The 22,433-nt window shown below is 43.0% G+C and carries 18 protein-coding genes; all 18 read left to right on the plus strand.

What is annotated here, in order from left to right:
* The first annotated feature begins 1 nt into the window (after nucleotide 1).
* Complete coding sequence (locus tag HMPREF2794_RS25455; RefSeq protein ID WP_029425354.1) at nucleotides 2–1,549, plus strand: DUF4836 family protein; 1,548 nt, start codon at nucleotides 2–4, stop codon at nucleotides 1,547–1,549.
* A gap of 16 nt (nucleotides 1,550–1,565) precedes the next feature.
* Entirely contained in the window at nucleotides 1,566–2,210 is a 645-nt protein-coding gene (locus tag HMPREF2794_RS25460; protein WP_010536922.1) for an ATP-binding cassette domain-containing protein, read from the plus strand.
* A gap of 60 nt (nucleotides 2,211–2,270) precedes the next feature.
* Nucleotides 2,271–3,476, plus strand: a complete 1,206-nt coding sequence (locus HMPREF2794_RS25465; protein ID WP_010536921.1) for a membrane protein — start codon at nucleotides 2,271–2,273, stop codon at nucleotides 3,474–3,476.
* A gap of 11 nt (nucleotides 3,477–3,487) precedes the next feature.
* The gene (locus HMPREF2794_RS25470; RefSeq protein WP_022301610.1) at nucleotides 3,488–6,130 is read left to right on the plus strand and encodes a TonB-dependent receptor plug domain-containing protein; all 2,643 of its coding nucleotides are present in this window, start codon (nucleotides 3,488–3,490) and stop codon (nucleotides 6,128–6,130) included.
* A 97-nt stretch (nucleotides 6,131–6,227) separates the two neighbouring features.
* On the plus strand, nucleotides 6,228–7,148 hold the full coding sequence (gene miaA, locus HMPREF2794_RS25475; RefSeq protein ID WP_055270165.1) for a tRNA (adenosine(37)-N6)-dimethylallyltransferase MiaA: 921 nt from the start codon (nucleotides 6,228–6,230) through the stop codon (nucleotides 7,146–7,148).
* An 83-nt stretch (nucleotides 7,149–7,231) separates the two neighbouring features.
* A complete protein-coding gene (locus HMPREF2794_RS25480; RefSeq protein WP_010536918.1) occupies nucleotides 7,232–8,158 on the plus strand; it encodes a diacylglycerol/lipid kinase family protein in 927 nt (308 codons plus the stop codon).
* 84 nt (nucleotides 8,159–8,242) lie between these two features.
* Entirely contained in the window at nucleotides 8,243–9,043 is an 801-nt protein-coding gene (kdsA, locus tag HMPREF2794_RS25485; protein ID WP_010536917.1) for a 3-deoxy-8-phosphooctulonate synthase, read from the plus strand.
* 82 nt (nucleotides 9,044–9,125) lie between these two features.
* On the plus strand, nucleotides 9,126–11,966 hold the full coding sequence (locus HMPREF2794_RS25490) for a M16 family metallopeptidase (RefSeq protein ID WP_070753047.1): 2,841 nt from the start codon (nucleotides 9,126–9,128) through the stop codon (nucleotides 11,964–11,966).
* Nucleotides 11,967–11,989: 23 nt separating this feature from the next.
* Nucleotides 11,990–13,483, plus strand: coding sequence for a DUF5687 family protein (locus tag HMPREF2794_RS25495; RefSeq protein WP_055270167.1), 1,494 nt, complete (start codon nucleotides 11,990–11,992; stop codon nucleotides 13,481–13,483).
* 51 nt (nucleotides 13,484–13,534) lie between these two features.
* The gene (locus HMPREF2794_RS25500) at nucleotides 13,535–14,239 is read left to right on the plus strand and encodes an ABC transporter ATP-binding protein (protein WP_010536914.1); all 705 of its coding nucleotides are present in this window, start codon (nucleotides 13,535–13,537) and stop codon (nucleotides 14,237–14,239) included.
* Between the two features lie 32 nt (nucleotides 14,240–14,271).
* Nucleotides 14,272–14,784 (plus strand): C40 family peptidase, encoded by a 513-nt coding sequence (locus HMPREF2794_RS25505; protein ID WP_055270169.1) that lies wholly within the window; start codon nucleotides 14,272–14,274, stop codon nucleotides 14,782–14,784.
* Nucleotides 14,785–14,809: 25 nt separating this feature from the next.
* Entirely contained in the window at nucleotides 14,810–15,694 is an 885-nt protein-coding gene (locus HMPREF2794_RS25510) for a TraB/GumN family protein (protein ID WP_010536912.1), read from the plus strand.
* A 37-nt stretch (nucleotides 15,695–15,731) separates the two neighbouring features.
* Complete coding sequence (locus HMPREF2794_RS25515) at nucleotides 15,732–16,373, plus strand: HAD-IA family hydrolase (protein WP_055270171.1); 642 nt, start codon at nucleotides 15,732–15,734, stop codon at nucleotides 16,371–16,373.
* 242 nt (nucleotides 16,374–16,615) lie between these two features.
* Nucleotides 16,616–16,933, plus strand: coding sequence for a 50S ribosomal protein L21 (gene rplU, locus HMPREF2794_RS25520; protein WP_010536910.1), 318 nt, complete (start codon nucleotides 16,616–16,618; stop codon nucleotides 16,931–16,933).
* Nucleotides 16,934–16,954: 21 nt separating this feature from the next.
* Nucleotides 16,955–17,224, plus strand: coding sequence for a 50S ribosomal protein L27 (gene rpmA / locus HMPREF2794_RS25525; protein ID WP_010536909.1), 270 nt, complete (start codon nucleotides 16,955–16,957; stop codon nucleotides 17,222–17,224).
* A gap of 146 nt (nucleotides 17,225–17,370) precedes the next feature.
* Complete coding sequence (serS, locus tag HMPREF2794_RS25530; protein ID WP_010536908.1) at nucleotides 17,371–18,645, plus strand: serine--tRNA ligase; 1,275 nt, start codon at nucleotides 17,371–17,373, stop codon at nucleotides 18,643–18,645.
* An 86-nt stretch (nucleotides 18,646–18,731) separates the two neighbouring features.
* Entirely contained in the window at nucleotides 18,732–19,943 is a 1,212-nt protein-coding gene (gene gluP, locus HMPREF2794_RS25535) for a glucose/galactose MFS transporter (protein WP_055270173.1), read from the plus strand.
* Between the two features lie 144 nt (nucleotides 19,944–20,087).
* Complete coding sequence (locus HMPREF2794_RS25540; RefSeq protein ID WP_055270175.1) at nucleotides 20,088–22,379, plus strand: bifunctional dihydroorotate dehydrogenase B NAD binding subunit/NADPH-dependent glutamate synthase; 2,292 nt, start codon at nucleotides 20,088–20,090, stop codon at nucleotides 22,377–22,379.
* The last annotated feature ends 54 nt before the right edge of the window (nucleotides 22,380–22,433 follow it).

Raw genomic sequence — 22,433 nt, forward strand, 5'->3', positions numbered from 1 at the left:
TATGGCAAAGAAAATGATTTCACGGCTCTCGGTACTGGCAGTACTGATGGTGTTTTTGGCAGCATGTTCCAAACAAACGGAATATACGAACGTAATACCGGCAGATGCTACGGCTGTTGCCTCTATTGATTTGAAATCGCTGGCCAATAAGGCGGGGATGAATGACAAAGAGAATGAAGCTGCTAAACAGAAACTGCTGGAAGCACTGAAGAGCGGAATGAATGCCGCAACTTTCCAACAACTGGAGAAAGTGATAAACAACCCGGGAGCATCCGGTTTAGATCCGGAAGCACCGATCTATATCTTTAGCTCTCCCCAGATTTCCGGTGGCGTATTCGTTGCCAAAGTCAGCAATGAAGATGACTTGCACGCATCGCTTGACGTAATGGCAAAAGAACAAATCTGCCAACCAGTGAGCGAAGCAGACGGATATAGCTTCACTACCCTGAACGGAAATTTGCTTGCTTTCAATGAAACCACTGCAATCATTATCTCCGCCAACAGAGCTTCTCAGACAGAAGCAGCCAAAGAAACCATCACCAAACTGATGAAGCAGACTGCCGACAACAGCATTGCTAAATCCGGAGCTTTCCAGAAAATCGCAAAACAAAAAAGTGATATCAACTTTTTCGCCTCCATGTCAGCGATTCCTTCTACTTACAGAAGCCAGATCAGCATGGGACTTCCTTCTGAAATCAAGCCGGAAGACATTACTATTGTAGGCGGATTGAACTTTGAGAAAGGCAAGATCGCCCTCAAAACAGAAAACTACACGGAAAATGATGCTGTAAAGGCTCTCTTGAAAAAACAAATGGAATCATTCGGAAAGACAAGCGGCACATTCGTGAAATACTTCCCGGCATCCACACTAATGTTCGTCAATATGGGTGTAAAAGGAGAAGGACTGTACAATCTATTAAGCGAGAATCAAGAATTCCGCAGCACAGTGTCAATTGCCAAAGCAGATGAAGTAAAAGAACTGTTCAGTTCATTCAACGGTGATATTTCTGCCGGATTAATCAATGTAACCATGAACAGTGCTCCTACTTTCCTTGCTTATGCCGATGTAAAGAATGGAAATGCTCTTGAAGCTCTTTATAAAAACAAACAGGCATTGGGGCTCAAGAAAGGAGAAGACATCATGGAACTGGGTAAAGATGAATATGTCTATAAAACAAGAGGAATGAATATATTCTTCGGCATCAAAGACAAACAAATGTATGCCACTAATGACGAACTGCTCTACAAGAGTATTGGCAAAGCTGTTGACAAATCCATCAAAGATGCTCCATACGCGGCAGAGATGAAAGGTAAAACTGTATTCATGGCTATCAATGCAGAAGCCATACTGGATTTACCGGTTGTCAAAATGCTGGTAGGTTTCGGAGGCAAGGAATTTAAGACTTATTCTGATCTCGCTTCCAAAGTTTCTTATTTATCCGTAAGTTCGGAAGGAGAAACAAGCGAAACAGACCTTTGCCTGAAAGACAAAGATGTCAATGCCCTCAAACAAATTGTAGATTTTGCCAAGCAATTTGCCGGCATGTAACTCGTAAACGGACGGTATGAATAGTATTCACTTACAGCAAACACTTCCTCAAGTGTTTGCTGACCGTAATTCGGTGACCTCTGACATATGGCATCAGGACCTTATCTTCCAAAAAGGAGAAATGTATCTGATAGAAGCTGCCTCCGGCACCGGAAAATCTTCGTTGTGCAGCTATATTTACGGCTATCGCAACGACTACCAAGGAATTATCAATTTCGATGAAACCAATATCAGAGCATATTCCGTGAAGCAATGGGTAGACTTGAGAAAGCATTCACTGAGTATGCTTTTTCAAGACCTGCGTATCTTCACTGAACTCACAGCTCTTGAAAACGTACAACTGAAAAACAACCTTACCGGATACAAAAAGAAAAAAGAGATTCTTTCATTGTTTGAAAAACTGGGTATCTCAGACAAACTGAATGTGAAAGCCGGAAAACTCTCTTTCGGGCAGCAACAACGGGTTGCCTTTATCCGTGCATTCTGTCAGCCGTTCGACTTCTTGTTTCTGGATGAACCTATCAGCCATCTGGATGATGAGAACAGCCGTATCATGGGAGAAATCATCATCGACGAAGCCGGGAAGCAAAGTGCCGGAGTCATCGCCACATCCATTGGAAAGCATATTGAACTACCTTATAAACAGGTACTCCAACTCTGATGGATCAGTGTTTCACCTTCCCTTTTTAATTTAATTATAAATTGTAAAATTGTAAATAAGATGTCTGCTCTTGTCTGGAAACTTCTCCGCCAACATATCAGTATCGGCCAACTGACCGGTTTCTTTTTAGCCAACCTGTTCGGCATGATGATTGTACTGCTCAGCGTACAGTTTTATAAGGATGTCATCCCCGTATTCACCGAAGGAGACAGCTTTATGAAAAAAGACTTTATCATAGCAACCAAGAAAATCAGCACACTCGGCTCCTTTGCCGGAAAAAGCAACACGTTCTCTCCCGAAGATATCGCCGATCTGAAAAAGCAATCGTTTACCAAAACGACAGGGGCTTTCACCCCTTCTCAGTTTAAAGTTTCAGCAGGATTAGGCATGCAGGAAGCTGGTATTCATCTCTCTACGGATATGTTCTTCGAATCAGTTCCCGATGAGTTTGTAGACATCAAACTCGATAAATGGCATTTCGATGAAGAAACGCATACGATTCCCATCATTATCCCACGCAATTATCTGAATTTGTACAACTTCGGTTTTGCTCAAAGCCGCAGTCTGCCCAAACTGTCGGAAGGACTAATGGGTCTTATCCAAATGGACATCATGATGCGAGGTAACGGACGGGTAGAGCAATACAAAGGAAACATCGTCGGTTTCTCCAACCGTTTAAATACCATTCTCGTACCCCAGTCTTTTATGGACTGGGCCAATAAGAATTTCGCTCCCAATGCAGAAGCACAACCTGCCCGCCTGATCATCGAAGTAAACAATCCGGCTGATCCTTCTATTGCCAGCTATTTCCAAAAGAAAGGCTATGAAACGGAAGACGGAAAACTGGATGCCGGAAAAACCACTTACTTCCTTCGCCTTATCGTAGGCATTGTATTGGGAGTAGGTCTGTTCATTAGTATCCTGTCGTTCTATATCCTGATGCTAAGCATATTCTTACTACTCCAAAAGAACACAACCAAACTCGAAAGCCTGCTTCTGATAGGATACAGCCCCAACAGAGTAGCATTGCCTTATCAGATATTGACTGTAGGGCTGAATATCATCGTATTGATTTTATCCATCGGATTAGTATGCTGGCTGCGCAGCTATTATGTAGAAAGTATCCGATTGCTCTTCCCCCAACTGGAAACCGGTTCGTTATGGGCAGCCATCAGCATGGGTATTTTCTTATTCCTCATCGTATCAGTCATCAACATACTGACTGTCAAGCGAAAAGTTCTTTCTATCTGGATGCATAAAAGTTAAAAACACATTATATGAAAAACATAACTACTCTTCAATGTAAAAGAAGTATTACAGCGTTTTTAGGAGTACTCCTATATTTCTCTTCACTATCTGCACAAACCATGCAAGATACAATCATCGCCCACTTCAGCCTGATGGAAAGAATTCCTAAAGAAAAGTTATACCTACATCTGGACAAGCCTTTCTATGGAGCCGGAGAGAAAATCTGGTTCAAAGGATATCTGGTAAACGCCAACACTCATCAGGATAATGCACAAAGTAATTTTATCATTACGGAATTGATCAACCGTTCCGATTCCATTGTAGAACGAAAAAAAATCCGCAGAGATTCTTTGGGATTCCATAACGCCTTCACACTTCCTGCGACCCTTCCGGCAGGCGATTATTACCTGCGAGGATACACTAACTGGATGTTGAATGATGATCCTGATTTTTTCTATTCGCGCAATATCAAGATAGGAAACTCTATCGACAACACCATCGTATCAAACATCGAGTACCAACAAGAAGATGATACACATTATACAGCCAAAATCAAATTCACCAGTAACGTGCAGGCTGTTTTTGAAAACACAACAATTAAATACTTATATCTCGAGAATGGGAAAATAAAAAACAAAGGAAAAAAAAAGACGGATGAAAACGGCTGGATCTCCATCTCCCTACCCGATTTAAAATCTCCGGCAACACGCAGAATAGAAGTAGAATTTGACGATCCGCAATATATCTATAAACGTACCTTCTATCTGCCTGTCTTCACAAACGATTTCGATGTGAAGTTTTTCCCCGAAGGCGGTGCCCTGCTCAGCATTCCTCATCAGAATGTTGCCTTCAAAGCGCAGGGAGCAGACGGATTCTCGAAAGATATCGAAGGTTTTCTGTTTAATTCAAAAGGAGACACACTTACTAATTTCCGTTCTGAACATAATGGCATGGGTGTTTTTACGATGAATCCCATCGATAATGAGACCTATTACATTACAGCTAAAACCAACGACAGTATCACCAAACGATTTGACCTTCCTGCCGTAGAACCGAAAGGAATTAGCATCGCTATGTCACACTATAAGCAGGAGATTCGTTTCGAAGTCCAAAAGACAGAAGCTACCGAATGGCCTCAGAAGTTATTCCTGCTTGCGCATACCCGTGGCAAACTTTCCATTCTACAACCCATCACTCCGGAAAGGACTTTCGGAAAGATGAACGACAGTCTGTTTACAGAAGGGATTACTCACTTCATGCTAATCGACCAGCAAGGAAATGCGCTCAGCGAACGATTGATTTTCGTACCGGATCATAAACCGAATCAATGGCAAGTCACGACAGACAAACCGACTTATGGAAAAAGAGAAAAAATATCTTTGCAGATCGCTGCCAAAGACCATGAAGGGAATCCGGTAGAAGGAACTTTCTCCGTCAGCATTACCGATCGGAAAAGTATTCAGCCCGACTCTCTTGCTGACAATATACTGTCCAATCTCCTATTGACTTCGGACTTGAAAGGATATGTAGAAGATCCGGCATTCTATTTTCTGAATCAGGATGCCCGGACACTCCGATCCATTGATTATCTGATGCTGACACATGGCTGGCGCAGACATAAAATAGAAAATGTGCTCCGCACTCCTTCAATGAATTTCACCAACTATATAGAAAAAGGACAAACTATCAGCGGACGAATCAGGGGATTCTTCGGAGGAAATGTTAAGAAAGGACCAATCTGTGTACTGGCTCCCAAATACAATATCGTCGCTACCACCGAGACAGACGAAAAAGGTGAATTCATCGTAAACACCTCATTCAGAGACAGCACGACATTCCTGGTTCAGGCACGTACCAAAAAAGGTTTTGCCGGTGTGGACATTGAAATTGATACTCCCCCATATCCGGTTCCTACACATAAAGCTCCTTATTTTAACGGAGCCACCACTTTTATGGAAGACTACCTGCTGAATACCCGCGACCAATATTATATGGAAGGGGGAATGCGTGTGTACAATCTGAAAGAAGTGACAGTCACAGCGAAACGCGAACGTCCGAGCTCGAAAAGTATCTATACAGGTGGCATCAACACTTATACTGTAGAAGAAGACAGACTGCAAGGATATGGTCAAACAGCTTTTGATGCAGCCACCAGACTACCCAGTGTTACGATCATGAACGGAAGTGAAATACACATCCGCAACAATCCCGAACCGGCAGCCATTGTCATTGATGATATTGTATATGATGATGCGTCCGACATTCTGAAAGATATACAAATTAGTGACATGTCCAGTATCAGCCTGCTTCGCGGGGCAGATGCCATCATACTGGGTCCCCGCGCTTCCGGAGGTGCCATTGTGATTACTTTAAAAGATCCCAGGAATCTCCCTGCTAAACCGGCACAGGGAATCATCACTTATACACCGCTAGGGTACAGTGAGTCCGTAGAATTTTATCATCCCACTTATGATACTCCCGAGAAAAAGAACGAACAGCGCTCTGACTTCCGGAGTACCGTTTATTGGAATCCGGAGTTACGATTGGATGCAGAAGGTAAAGCGACTATAGAATATTATACACCGGACAGTACAGCACCCGAAGATATTATTATCGAAGGAGTAGACAAGAACGGAAAAGTGTGTCGTCTTCAACAAACAATCAATAAGTAATCAAAACAGATATCATTTAAATAATCAGATAAAAGCATCCGAATATCTATTGGGTCAAAATTATTTTGTATTTTTGCCGACATAAAAGAATAAAGCTATGCCGGACTATGATTTAATCACCATACTAGGACCAACTGCCTCAGGGAAAACTCCTTTTGCAGCAGCATTAGCCCATAAGCTGAATACAGAAATTATCAGTGCCGACTCCCGTCAAATCTACCGGGGAATGGACCTCGGTACGGGGAAGGACTTGGCTGATTACACAGTCAACGGACATCCGATCCCCTATCATCTGATCGACATTGCCGATCCCGGGTACAAATATAATGTCTTCGAATATCAGCGGGATTTCCTGATTTCTTATGAATCTATCAAACAAAAAGGCCGTCTGCCCGTTTTATGTGGAGGGACAGGTATGTATCTGGAGTCTGTGCTGAAAGGCTATAAGTTAATGCCGGTACCGGAAAATCCGGAGTTACGTGCCCGTTTCGCTGATCACTCTCTCGAAGAACTGACAGAAATCCTGAGGCAATATAAAACGTTGCACAACTCTACGGATGTGGATACAGTGAAACGTGCTATCCGCGCTATAGAAATTGAAGAGTATTATGCCAAACATCCGGTTCCCGAACGGGAATTTCCGAAGTTGAACAGCCTCATCATCGGAGTCGATATCAACCGGGAGTTACGCCGTGTGAAGATCACCCGACGATTGAAACAACGGTTGGACGAAGGAATGGTAGACGAGATAAGGCGGTTGATAGAACAAGGAATTTCACCGGATGACTTGATTTACTATGGACTGGAATACAAATTCCTGACGTTGTACGTCATAGGCAAACTGACTTATGAAGAGATGTTCACAGAACTGGAAACAGCTATCCACCAATTTGCCAAACGTCAGATGACCTGGTTTCGCGGCATGGAACGAAGAGGATTTACCATCCATTGGGTCAGTGCAGAGTTGCCTATGGAAGAAAAGATAGCTTTTGTGATAGAAAAACTGCGAGGGAATTAGTATCTTTGTCAGTCATTTACGAATAGTCTGTGAAAGATAAAAATGCGATTGTTAGTTAATACAGTTAGGATAGAAAAACGGTTATGAGTGTAGAACCTGGAAAATGGGGAGTAATTTACAATCCCAAAGCAGGTACCCGAAAGGTACAGAAACGATGGAAAGAAATCAAGGAGTACATGGACAGTAAAGGTGTCAACTATGACTATGTACAATCCGAAGGTTTCGGTTCTGTAGAACGTCTTGCCAAAATACTGGCGAACAACGGCTATCGCACAATTGTCATTGTAGGCGGAGACGGTGCTCTGAACGATGCTATCAATGGTATCATGCTTTCTGACGCCGAAGACAAGGAGAACATCGCCCTCGGTATCATTCCGAATGGTATCGGAAACGACTTTGCCAAATATTGGGGACTCAGCACCGAATACAAACCAGCCGTGGATTGTATCATTAACCATCGCCTTAAAAAAATAGATGTGGGCTTTTGCAATTTCTATGACGGCAAGGAACACCAACGCCGTTATTTTCTGAACGCAGTCAACATCGGACTAGGTGCACGAATCGTGAAAATCACCGACCAGACCAAACGCTTCTGGGGCGTGAAATTCCTGTCATACGTTGCCGCCCTATTCTCGCTGATATTCGAACGGAAACTGTACCGGATGCATCTTCGCATCAACGATGAACACATCCGCGGACGCATCATGACCGTATGTGTAGGAAGTGCCTGGGGTTGGGGACAAACTCCGAGTGCCGTACCTTACAATGGTTGGCTGGATGTATCTGTCATCTACCGTCCGGAATTCCTGCAAATCATTTCGGGATTGTGGATGCTGATTCAAGGAAGAATTCTGAATCATAAAATGGTGAAAAGTTACCGGACAAGAAAAGTAAAAGTGCTCCGTGCACAGAATGCTTCCGTCGATCTGGACGGTCGTCTGCTGGCAAGACACTTCCCACTAGAGATAGGTGTATTATCAGAAAAGACCACTTTAATTATTCCAAATTAGTCAATAAAATCGGGAAACTGACGAAAAGGCAGCCCTCAACTTTTTAAACTATAGATAAGTAATTAGTAACTTGTAATTAATAAAATGATCGAACTTAAGAACAATCCTGCCGGCAATTTCTTTCTGCTGGCTGGTCCATGTGTAATAGAAGGTGAAGAGATGGCAATGCGCATTGCTGAGCGCGTGGTCGGAATCACTGAAAAATTACAGATTCCTTATGTCTTCAAAGGTTCTTACCGCAAGGCAAACCGTTCGCGTCTGGATTCATTCACAGGCATCGGTGACGAGAAAGCGCTCAAGGTACTGAAAAAAGTACGTGATACTTTCGGAGTTCCCACGGTGACGGATATACATTCAGCCAATGAGGCTGAAATGGCTGCCGAATATGCTGACATTCTCCAGATTCCGGCTTTCCTTTGCCGTCAGACGGATTTACTGGTTGCCGCTGCCAAAACCGGAAAGACAATTAACATCAAGAAAGGACAGTTCCTCTCCCCGCTCGCTATGCAGTTTGCTGCAGATAAAGTGGTGGAAGCGGGCAACAAAAACGTGATGCTGACCGAACGAGGAACAACCTTCGGTTATCAAGACCTTGTAGTAGACTATCGGGGAATCCCGGAAATGCAAACGTTTGGTTATCCGGTCATACTGGATGTCACCCATTCATTACAGCAACCCAACCAGACCAGCGGAGTGACCGGTGGTATGCCCCAACTGATCGAAACCGTAGCCAAAGCCGGCATTGCCGTAGGAGCCGACGGTATCTTTATCGAAACACACGAAAACCCCGCCGTAGCCAAGAGCGACGGAGCAAACATGTTGAAGCTGGACCTTTTGGAAGGACTATTAACTAAATTAGTCAGAATACGGGAAGCTATTAAATAATTCTTTTTTCTGCCTGTTTGTGATTATGCACAAAAGAATACGACAGATATTTCAGACAACTTTTTTATAAACTAAATAGAACATGAAACATTTATTACGTGGATTTTTTATTGCAGTTCTCTTTATATGCTGCAACTTCCAACTCGTGTCTGCACAACCCATGCAAACACTGCCTGTGGACAAAAATGTCCGCATAGGTAAACTTGAGAACGGGCTTACTTATTACATCCGACACAACGCACTCCCAGAAAAACGCGTCGAATTTCACATTGCACAAAAAGTGGGTTACATCCTTGAAGAACCGCAACAGCGCGGTCTGGCCCACTTCCTTGAACACATGGCTTTCAATGGAACAAAGAATTTTCCGGGTGATGAAACAGGACTAGGTATCGTACCTTGGTGTGAAACCAAGGGTATCAAGTTTGGTACAAACCTGAATGCATATACCAGTATCGATAAAACTGTATACCGCATCAGCAATGTGCCTACTGACAACGTCAGCGTAGTAGATTCTTGTCTGCTGATCCTGCATGACTGGTCAAGCGCCATCAACCTTGCCGACAAAGAAATCGATAAGGAACGTGGTGTGATCCGCGAAGAATGGAGAAGCCGCAACAGTGGTATGCAGCGTATCATGACTAACGCCCTGCCTACGATGTATCCGGATTCTAAATACGCTGACTGTATGCCAATCGGAAGTCTGGACGTTATCAACAATTTCCCTTATCAGGACATCCGCGATTATTATGCTAAATGGTATCGTCCTGATTTACAAGGCATCATGATTGTCGGTGACATCAACGTGGACGAAATGGAAGCAAAACTGAAGAAAGTTTTTGCAGACGTGAAAGCTCCGGTACATCCTGCCAACCGTATCTATTATCCGGTAGCAGACAACCAGGAACCATTGATCTTCATCGGTACGGACAAGGAAATCGAGACTCCTTCTATCAGCTTCTTCTTCAAGAGCGAAGCGTTCCCCGATTCACTGAAGAATACAATCAACTACTACGGTATTCAATATATGCTGAGCATGGGTATCAGTATGCTCAACAGCCGTCTGGCAGAAATCCGTCAGCAGGCTGACCCTCCTTTCACTGGTGCAAGCGCAGGTTATGGTGACTTCTTCGTCGCTAAAACAAAAAGTGCTTTCGGTATTGATGCCAGCAGCAAAATTGGTGGTATCGAACTTGCCATGAAAACAATCCTTGAAGAAGCTGAACGCGCACGCCGCTTCGGATTCACTGAAACAGAATATGACCGTGCTCGTGCCAACTATCTACAACGCGTAGAATCCGCTTACAACGAACGCGAAAAGATGAAAAATGATACTTATGTCAACGAATACATCAGCAACTTCCTTGACAATGAACCGATGCCGGGCATTGAGTACGAATATGCAATGATGAACAAGTTGGCTCCCAACATTCCGGTGACAGCTATCAACCAGGTGATGCAACAGTTGATTACTGACAACAATCAGGTAGTACTGCTGGCAGGTCCGGAGAAAGAAGGTTTGAAGTACCCGACTAAAGAAGAAATCACAGCTTTACTGAAACAGATGAAATCTTTCGACTTGAAACCCTACGAAGACAAAGTTTCTAACGAACCTTTGCTGAAAGAAGAACCGAAAGGCGGAAAGATCATTTCTGAAAAAGCCGGAGACATTTACGGAACAACGAAACTGGTTCTGTCCAATGGTGTGAAAGTATATATCAAACCAACAGACTATAAAGCAGACCAAATTTTGATGAAAGGTACCAGTCTCGGTGGTAGCAGTCAGTTTGCTGACAAAGAAATTCTGAATATCTCTCAGATCAATGGTGTTGCATTGGTTGGTGGTATCGGCAACTTCAACAAAGTAGACTTGGGCAAAGCACTTGCAGGCAAACGTGCTTCTGTAGGAGCCGGTGTCAGCGCTACGACTGAAACGGTTTCCGGTAGCTGTTCTCCGAAGGACTTTGAAACAATGATGCAACTTACTTATCTGACTTTCACTGCTCCCCGCAAGGATAACGAAGCATTCGAATCATACAAGAATCGCCTGAAAGCAGAACTGCAGAATGCCGATGCTAATCCGATGACTGCATTCAGCGATACTATTTCTTACGCTTTGTATGGCAACCACCCGCGTTCTTTCAGCATGAAAGAAGAGGATGTAGACAAGATCGACTACGACCGTGTACTGGAAATGTACAAAGACCGTTTCAAAGACGCCAGTGACTTTACATTCTACTTTGTAGGAAACGTAGACATTGAGAAAATGAAACCGATGATTGCCAAATATCTGGGTGGTCTGCCGTCTATCAATCGCAAAGAGTCTTTCAAAGATACAAAGATGGAAATCCGCAAAGGACAATACAAAAACGAATTTGCTAAAAAGCAGGAAACTCCGATGGCTTCCATTATGTTCCTGTTCAGCGGCACTTGCAAGTATGATTTGCGCAACCAGATGACTCTCAGCATCCTTGACCAAGCTTTGGATATGGTTTACACCGCAGAAATCCGTGAAAAAGAAGGAGGTAGCTATGGCGTGAACTGTAGCGGAAGCCTCAGCAGATATCCGAAAGAACAACTCGTTCTTCAAATTGTATTCCAGACTGACCCTGCCAAGAAAGATAAACTGTCGGGCATTGTTATCGAACAGTTGAACAAAATGGCAAAAGAAGGTCCGTCTGCCGAACACATGCAGAAGATCAAAGAATATATGCTGAAAAAATACAAAGATGCTCAAAAGGAAAACAGTTACTGGCTGGGTAACCTGGACGAGTACTTCTACACAGGTATCGACTATACGAAAGACTATGAAACGTTGGTTAACAGCATCACAGCAAAAGATGTACAAGAATTCCTTGCTAAATTGATGAAACAGAACAACGAAATCCAAGTCATCATGACCGTACCTGAAGAAGAAGCTAAATAAACATCTTATAGCATACCAACAGTATGATGATATTCAACGAATTACGCAAACATGGACGGCTTGCCTCCAAACGGCATCCGATGTATGAAAAGAACAAAGTTGCCAAAATATTCGGATATATCGGGGTTGCCTTTTGGGCAGGATACCTGATCTTCTTCGGCACAACGTTTGCATTCGGCTTTGCAGATATGGTTCCCAACCGGGAACCGTATCATGTAATGAATGCAGTTGTCCTGATTTTTATTTTAGCACTTGATTTCTTGTTGCGTGTTCCGTTCCAAAAAACACCGACGCAGGAGGTAAAGCCTTACCTCCTGCTGCCGGTAAAACGGAATCGTATTATCGATTTCCTGCTCATCCGTTCGGGATTAAGCCTCTTCAACCTGTTCTGGTTGTTTATGTTCATCCCTTTTTCCTTCATTACTATTACCAAGTATTTCGGTATCTTAGGTGTATTCACCTATCTCATAGGCATTTGGTTATTAATCGTAGCCAACAACTACTGGTACCTGTTATGTCGCACACTAATTAATGAACGTATTTGGTGGGTGCTGCTCCCTATCGCTTTTTACGGTGGGCTCGGCTGCCTTGCCTTTATTCCCGAAGACAGTCCCCTATTCTACTTCTTTATGGACTTGGGCGACGGATACATTAACGGGAATATTCTCTATTTTCTAGGTACTATACTCGTCATAGCCATCTTGTGGCTGATCAACCGCAAAATCATGTCCGGTCTTATCTACGCAGAATTAGCCAAAGTAGATGACACTCGCATCAAGCATGTTTCAGAATACAAATTTTTCGAGCGATACGGAGAAGTTGGTGAATATATGCGGTTGGAGTTAAAAATGCTTTTACGCAACCGGCGTTGTAAAGGTGCGCTACGAAGCGTCATTCTTGTCGTCATCGCTTTTTCTTGTATACTGAGCTTTTCAAGCCTTTATGACAGCAGCACAATGACTACTTTTATTTGTGTTTACAATTTTGCCGTATTCGGCATGATCATTCTTTCACAGCTTATGTCCTTCGAAGGCAACTACATTGACGGCCTAATGTCCCGCAAAGAATCTATCATGAGTCTGTTGAAAGCAAAATATTATATTTATACTATTGGCGAAGTCGTTCCCTTTGTGCTGATGATTCCCGCCATAATAATGGATAAAGTACCTTTATTGGGTATTTTTGCCTGGTTCTTTTACACCACCGGTTTTATCTATTTCTGTTTCTTCCAACTGGCTGTTTACAATAAACAAACTGTAGCTCTAAACGAAAAAGTGTCAAGCCGCCAAACCAATAGCGCCATACAAATGGTTGTCAACTTCGGAGCTTTCGGAGTTCCCTTAATCTTGTATTCTACATTAAATGCACTTTTGGGTGAGACTGTAGCATACTCTATCCTGCTCGTCATCGGACTCGGATTCACCATTACTTCTCCGCTTTGGATCAGAAATGTTTATAAGCGCTTCATGAAACGAAGATACGAGAATATGGAAGGCTTCAGAGACAGTCGCCAATAAGAGATTTACAATTGAACCGATTTACCATTTTACGATAAAAATACCAAGACAATGATAAGCATCAATAATCTTCAAAAGAAATTCGGCGAAAAGATGGCCGTGAACATAGACCACTATGAGATCAATCAAGGCGATATGCTCGGATTGGTAGGAAACAACGGTGCTGGTAAAACAACACTCTTCCGGTTAATGCTCGATTTGCTGAAAGCGGATAATGGCAATGTAGTCATCAACGATATTGACGTCAGCCAAAGTGAAGACTGGAAAAACGTTACAGGTGCTTTCATTGACGACGGATTCCTAATCGACTACCTAACTCCGGAAGAATATTTCTATTTCATAGGGAAAATGTACGGACTGAAAAAGGAAGAGGTAGACGAACGTCTTGTACCGTTCGAACGTCTGATGAATGGAGAAGTAATCGGGCAAAAGAAATTAATCCGCAATTATTCTGCCGGCAATAAACAGAAAATCGGCATTATCTCCGCTATGCTTCATTACCCTCAACTGTTGATACTCGATGAACCGTTCAACTTCCTTGACCCCAGCTCGCAGTCTATTATCAAGCATATGCTTAGGAAATACAGTGAAGAACATAATGCAACAGTAATCATTTCCAGCCACAATCTGAATCATACGACAGATGTATGTCCACGTATTGCCCTGCTGGAGAATGGTGTCATTATCCGGGATATTATTAATGAGAATAATTCTGCAGAAAAAGAACTGGAAGACTACTTTAACGTAGAAGAATAAAGCAAATTACGATACCTGATGAAAGATAGCCGATGAGAGTAAAATTCAAACTTATCCTCATATTGACAGGACTGATCTTTATCCTTAGTTCCTGCCGTACATCCGCTCCCCGTTTGGATTATCAAGCACTGGCACGTGCTTCCATCCTGCTGGGTGTAGATATTAATATGGAAGATGACCATAAACTCTATTTGGAATCAGCCGAATGGATAGGTGTTCCTTATCGTGGAGGAGGCAATTCAAAACGTGGCACTGATTGTTCGGGACTTACTTACCAGATATACCGGAAAGTTTACCGTATGCAAGTCCCGCGGAACTCTGAAGACCTGAGAAAAGAAAGCACTAAAGTAGCCAAACGAAATCTACGAGAAGGAGACCTCGTATTCTTTAGCAGTAGCCGTTCCAAAAAGAAAGTAGCTCATGTAGGCATCTATCTTAAAAACGGGAAATTCATTCATGCCAGCACCAGCAAAGGAGTTATTGTCAGTCGTCTGAGTGAAGACTATTACACCAGACACTGGATATCCGGAGGAAGAATACGCTGATTACCAACTAAAAAGATATAGAATCATGAAATCATTTATTGGAGCAATCATATTTATCTGCGTAGCATTAAGCGCAAATGCACAACTTTTATGGAAAGTTTCTGGAAACGGACTTAGCAGCCCCTCTTACATCATGGGGACTCACCATCTTGCTCCGTTAAGTATCAAAGACGGTATCACCGGACTACAGAAAGCAATGGATGAAACGCAACAAGTATATGGAGAACTGAAAATGTCGGAGATACAATCTCAGGCTACCATCCAAAAGATGCAGAAAATGATGATGATCGAAAGCGATACGACTCTAACCACTCTCCTTTCACCGGAAGAATACGAAACAGCTAATAAATTCTGTAAAGAGAACCTGATGATGGACCTGAGTATGGCACCCAAAATCAAACCAGCTTTCTTACTGAACAACATAGCAGTGGTGGCATACATCAAACATATTGGAAACTATAATCCTCAAGAACAGCTTGATACTTATTTCCAAACTCAGGCAATACAGAAAGGAAAAAAAACAGATGGGCTGGAAACCCCGGATTTCCAATTTAACCTATTATATAATGGACTATCCCTGCAACGCCAAGCACAACTGCTCATGTGTACCCTCAACAACATCGACAAAGAAGTGGAAAGCCTCAAAAGACTGACGGACGCCTACATGAAACAAGATTTAGAAACCATGCTTAAGATCAACGAAGAACGCAAAGGGAATCAATGTGACGCACTTCCCGCAGAAGAAGATGCCATGATTTACAACCGTAACAAAACATGGGCACAGAAATTGCCGGCAATCATGAAAGCCGCTCCCACCTTTGTTGCAGTCGGTGCTTTGCACCTGCCGGGTGATAAAGGATTATTAAACTTACTGAAAAAACAGGGATATACAGTAGAAGCAGTGAAATAAAAAAGGTGTTCATTATATTTGCCGAAAACATCTTCCCATGAACTATAAAACTTATTTATTTGATTTCGACTATACATTAGCCGACTCATCACGGGGTATCGTTACTTGTTTCAGGAATGTACTCAATCGCCACCAATATACGAACGTCACTGACGAAGCGATCAAACGTACTATTGGCAAAACACTGGAAGAATCTTTCAGCATACTGACCGGAGTCACCGACTGGGAACAGCTCACAGTTTTCCGACAAGAGTACAGACTGGAAGCAGATGTTCACATGAACGTGAATACCCGTCTTTTTCCTGATACACTCTCTACTCTGAAAGAGCTAAAAGAACAAGGTGCCCGCATCGGTATTATCTCTACTAAATACCGTTTCCGTATACTCAGTTTTCTGGATGAGTATTTGCCGGAAAACTTTCTCGACATAGTGGTAGGCGGAGAAGATGTGCAAACTGCCAAACCTTCACCGGAAGGAGTAAACTTCGCTCTCGAACACCTGGGCAGTGCTCCGCAAGAAACTTTATATATTGGAGACAGTACAATAGATGCCGAAACAGCACAAAATGCAGGAGTAGACTTTGCAGGTGTCCTTAATGGGATGACTACCGCTGATGAACTTAAAGCCTATCCCCATCGGTTTATCATGGAGAATTTATCCTGCTTGCTACAAATATAATTATTGAAGTGGACGAAGACAAAAGATACTTCAAAAATTCATGTGAAAGCTGTATCTCCAAAAGGAAAACAGAGTATATGTAAAATGCTTTAATAAGAAACAGCAAAAAATAAAGGAAAAATTTGTCTGAAACAAATAAAAAAAGTAATTTTGTGCCCGATTATTCCGCAACGGGTTCGACAAAGAGTTCTTTAAGTGATTAAAGACCACCCGCCGGAGCTAACTTATACATTATATATAAGATGTACGCAATTGTAGAAATTAACGGTCAGCAATTTAAAGCAGAAGCTGGTCAGAAGTTGTTCGTTCACCACATCGAAGGTGCAGAAAACGGTTCAACAGTAGAATTTGAAAAAGTTCTTTTGGTAGACAAAGACGGAAACGTAACTGTAGGTGTTCCGACTGTAGAAGGTGCAAAAGTTGTTTGCCAGGTTGTTTCAAGCTTGGTTAAAGGCGACAAAGTTCTTGTTTTTCACAAGAAAAGAAGAAAAGGTCACAGAAAACTGAACGGTCACCGTCAACAGTTCACTGAGTTAACAATCACAGAAGTAGTAGCTTAATCATTTAAAAAGTAAGAAGAAATGGCACATAAAAAAGGTGTCGGTAGTTCTAAGAACGGCCGCGAATCACATAGCAAAAGATTAGGCGTAAAGATATTTGGTGGCGAAGCTTGCAAAGCAGGTAATATTATCATTCGTCAAAGAGGTACTGAATTCCACCCGGGTGAAAACATCGGAATGGGTAAAGACCACACTCTTTTCGCTTTAGTAGATGGTACAGTTAGCTTTAAAGTAGGCAAAGAAGACAGAAGATACGTTTCTATCATTCCTGCTGAAGCAACAGAAGCATAATTGCACAACTGAAATATTCAAGAAAGGAGATGTAATCCAAAAGGATTGCATCTCCTTTCTTTATTTATGCAGATTTTCATTGCTCGCTTATTCGTTTTTTCTTTATCTTTGTAGCCTTAAAAAGAAAGTTCATAAAAAGTATAGATATGCTTACCATTAAACAGATTACAGAAAATACAGAGGCGGTACTCCGCGGGCTGGAAAAGAAGCATTTCAAGAATGCAAAAGAGACGATTGACGAAGTCATCACCCTCAACGACAAGAGACGTACTACGCAAAACCTATTAGATAAGAATCTGGCAGAGGTTAACTCACTTTCCCGTACTATCGGTCAGTTGATGAAAGAAGGAAAGAAAGAAGAAGCCGAAGCTGCACGTGCACGTGTTGCCGAACTGAAAGAAAGCAACAAAGCACTGGACGCTACTATGACACAGGCTGCTACAGACATGCAGAATCTACTTTATACCATCCCCAACATCCCTTATGACAGCGTACCTGAAGGTGTAGGTGCCGAAGACAACGTCGTAGAAAAGATGGGAGGTATGGAAACAGAACTTCCCAAAGATGCACTGCCTCATTGGGAACTGGCTAAAAAATATGATTTAATCGATTTTGACCTCGGTGTAAAGATTACAGGGGCAGGTTTCCCTGTATATAAAGGAAAAGGTGCCCAGCTGCAACGCGCTCTGATCAACTTCTTTCTGGACGAGGCACGCAAGTCCGGATATACAGAGATCATGCCACCGACAGTAGTCAATGCAGCTTCCGGTTATGGTACCGGACAACTTCCCGACAAAGAAGGACAAATGTATCATTGCGAAGTAGATGATCTTTATCTGATTCCGACAGCCGAAGTGCCTGTTACCAATATCTACCGCGATGTTATTCTGGAAGAGAAACAGTTGCCGATCATGAATTGTGCGTACACACAATGTTTCCGTCGCGAAGCAGGTTCTTACGGTAAAGACGTACGTGGTCTGAACCGCCTGCACGAATTCTCCAAAGTAGAATTAGTACGCATCGACAAGCCGGAACACTCCAAAGAATCTCACCAGCAAATGCTCGACCACGTAGAAGGTCTATTGCAAAAACTGGAACTTCCATACCGTATTCTCCGTTTGTGTGGTGGCGACATGAGCTTTACCGCTGCGCTATGCTTCGATTTCGAAGTATATTCCGAAGCACAGAAGCGCTGGCTGGAAGTAAGTTCCGTATCCAACTTCGACACCTACCAGGCTAACCGCCTGAAATGCCGCTACCGTAGTGCAGAAAAGAAAACAGAACTTTGCCATACACTGAACGGTTCAGCATTAGCATTACCACGCATCGTCGCCGCCTTACTGGAAAACAATCAAACCCCCGAAGGTATCAGAATACCTAAAGCATTGGTTCCATATTGCGGTTTCGACCTGATAGACTAAGAAACTTTTTACTCCTGTAAGAACAAGACATATTTGCCCCTTACAGGAGTTTTCTTTATTTATTAACCTTTAACACATTTACCCCCATGACAAAAAACACAAAAAGTTTTGCATTGCCATTGGCATTCATTGGCGTCATGTTCTTCTCATTGGGCTTCGCCCTTGGTATCAACTCCGTACTAGTCCCCGTTTTGAAAGGGTCGCTGGAAATCAGTTCAGCCGAATCGTACTTGATCATTGCCGCTACTTTCATTCCATTTCTTATCTTTGGTTATCCGGCAGGACTTACAATTAAAAAGATTGGATACAAACGGACAATGGTCCTTTCATTCCTTATGTTTGCCATAGCTTTCGGGCTTTTTATACCATCGGCAAGTTATGAAAGTTTTCCTCTATTTTTGCTGGCCTCCTTCATCAGCGGAACCGCCAATGCCTATCTGCAGGCTGCCGTAAACCCATACATCACCATTCTGGGACCGATAGACAGTGCCGCCAAACGCATTAGCATTATGGGTATATGCAATAAACTTGCATGGCCAATCCCCCCTTTATTCCTGGCGTTTCTTATCGGAAAAGAAGTAACTGATATTACCGTCTCCGACCTGTTTTTGCCCTTCTACGTTATTATCGCCGCATTCATTGCATTAGGAATTATTGCTTATATGGCTCCACTACCAGAGGTAAAAGCTGTCGGCGAAGACGATAGCGAAGAGGCAGCCGAAGCCTGTCCTTATGCAGCAAAGAAAACATCCGTCTGGCAATTCCCGCATCTATTATTAGGATGCCTCGCCCTCTTTTTATATGTAGGTGTAGAAACTGTATCACTTGGCACATTAGTCGATTATGCCACTAGCCTCCATTTGGAAAATGCAGCAATGTATGCCTGGATCGCTCCGATAGGCATTGTCATCGGCTATATTTGCGGTATCATCTTCATCCCCAAATATATGAGTCAGGCTACAGCATTGAAGATTTGTTCTATTTTAGCAATCATCGGTTCCGTATTAGTAGTACTTACGCCTGCCGATATATCCATCTATTTCATTTCCTTCATGGCGCTGGGATGCTCTTTAATGTGGCCTGCTTTATGGCCTTTGGCTATGGCAGACTTAGGAAAGTTTACCAAATCCGGTTCATCTCTTTTGATTATGGCAATGGCAGGTGGTGCCGTCATTCCTACTTTATTCGGTTATTTAAAAGACATTTCAGATATCCAGAATGCTTATTGGATTTGCCTCCCCTGTTTCCTGTTTATTCTATATTACGGAGTGGCGGGATATAAAATCAGAACGAAATAAATAAAGATATCCGTATAGATATGGGAAGCCGCTCATCAAAAGAGTGGCTTTTCTTTTTATATTTCGTAAATAAGCTGTATCTTTGCCAAAATTTACAACATTCTGATAGCAGTTACGTAATAATACCAACAAAATAATTAGATAATGAACAAAATCATTAGCAAAGAACGCTTTTCTGAGAAAGTGTTTAAACTTGAAATTGAAGCTCCTTTAATTGCTAAATCCCGCAAAGCCGGACACTTCGTCATTGTACGTGTAGGCGATAAGGGAGAACGTATGCCTCTGACGATTGCCGGTTCTGATTTAAAGCAAGGTACAATCACTTTGGTGATACAGGAGGTCGGGCTCTCCTCTACCCGTCTCTGTGAATTGAACGAAGGTGATTATATCACCGATGTGGTAGGTCCGCTTGGACAAGCTACCCATATTGAGAATTTCGGAACAGTTGTTTGTGCTGGTGGTGGTGTAGGTGTTGCTCCGATGCTTCCTATAGTACAAGCATTGAAAGCTGCCGGCAACAGAGTGATCACAGTATTGGCCGGACGTAACAAAGATCTTATCATTCTGGAAAAAGAAATGCGCGAGAGCTCCGACGAAGTGATTATCATGACGGACGACGGCTCTTATGGCCGCAAAGGCTTGGTAACCGAAGGCGTAGAAGAAGTAATCAAACGTGAAAAAGTTGATAAATGCTTTGCCATCGGTCCTGCTATCATGATGAAATTCGTTTGTCTGCTGACTAAGAAATATGAGATACCTACCGATGTTTCATTGAATACCATTATGGTAGACGGGACAGGTATGTGTGGTGCTTGCCGCATCACTGTAGGAGGAAAAACGAAGTTCGTATGTGTTGATGGTCCGGAGTTTGACGGTCATCAAGTGGACTTTGACGAGATGCTGAAACGTATGGGTGCGTTCAAGAAAATTGAGCGTGAAGAGATGCACAAGCTCCAACCCGAATGTGAAGCGACCAAAGAAATGGATGAAAAAAGTCGTAACGCTGCCTGGAGACAGGATTTGCGTAAATCGATGAAACCGAAAGAACGTACAGCTATCCCCCGTGTCGAGATGAACGAGCTCGATGCCGAATACCGCTCACATAGCCGTAAGGAAGAAGTAAACCAGGGATTGACTGCCGAGCAAGCAGTTACAGAAGCCAAGCGTTGTCTGGATTGTGCCAATCCGGGATGTATGGAAGGCTGTCCGGTAGGCATTGACATTCCACGTTTCATAAAGAACATTGAGCGCGGTGAATTCCTTGAAGCAGCCAAAACACTGAAAGAAACAAGTGCACTTCCGGCTGTATGCGGTCGCGTTTGCCCCCAGGAGAAACAGTGCGAATCCAAATGTATACACTTAAAGATGAAAGAGAAACCGGTGGCCATCGGTTATCTGGAACGCTTTGCTGCTGACTTTGAACGTGAAAGCGGGCAGATTTCAGTACCTGTCATTGCCGAAAAGAACGGTATCAAAGTTGCGGTTATCGGTTCGGGTCCTGCCGGATTATCATTCGCAGGCGATATGGCAAAATACGGTTATGACGTAACAGTATTCGAAGCACTGCACGAAATCGGTGGTGTATTGAAATACGGTATCCCGGAATTCCGTCTGCCTAATAAGATTGTAGACGTTGAAATAGACAACCTCGCCAAAATGGGTGTCACTTTCATTAAAGACTGTATTGTAGGAAAAACAATCAGTGTGGAAGATTTGAAAGAAGAAGGTTTCAAAGGAATATTCGTTGCCTCAGGCGCTGGCCTGCCTAACTTTATGAATATACCGGGTGAAAACTCAATCAATATCATGTCTTCTAACGAATACCTCACTCGTGTCAATCTGATGGATGCCGCTAGTGAAGACTCCGATACTCCGGTAGCTTTCGGTAAGAATGTAGCTGTCATCGGCGGTGGTAATACTGCTATGGACTCTGTCCGTACTGCCAAACGCTTAGGTGCCGAACGTGCCATAATCATCTATCGTCGTTCGGAAGAAGAAATGCCGGCACGTATCGAGGAAGTAAAACATGCCAAAGAAGAAGGAGTCGAATTCCTGACCTTACACAATCCTCTCGAATATATTGCCGACGAACAAGGTTGCGTGAAACAAGTTATCCTCCAGAAAATGGAATTGGGCGAACCGGATGCTTCCGGACGTCGTAGTCCTGTCGCCATTCCGGGGGCAACGGAAACAATTGATATCGATCTGGCTATTGTCAGCGTTGGCGTATCTCCGAATCCGATTGTGCCCAGTTCGATCAAAGGACTGGAATTAGGCCGCAAAGGAACCATTTCCGTAGATGAAAATATGGAATCTTCTATTCCGATGATCTATGCAGGTGGAGACATTGTGCGTGGTGGAGCTACTGTTATTCTTGCAATGGGCGACGGTCGTAAGGCAGCTGCTGCCATGAATGAGCAACTGCAAAGCAAATAAAAAAAGACCTGATTATAGCAGAAAGGGGCTGTGTCAAAACTAAGGCACATCCCC

This window comes from Bacteroides sp. HMSC067B03 (assembly GCF_001811315.1).
GTDB classification, from domain to species: domain Bacteria; phylum Bacteroidota; class Bacteroidia; order Bacteroidales; family Bacteroidaceae; genus Bacteroides; species Bacteroides faecis.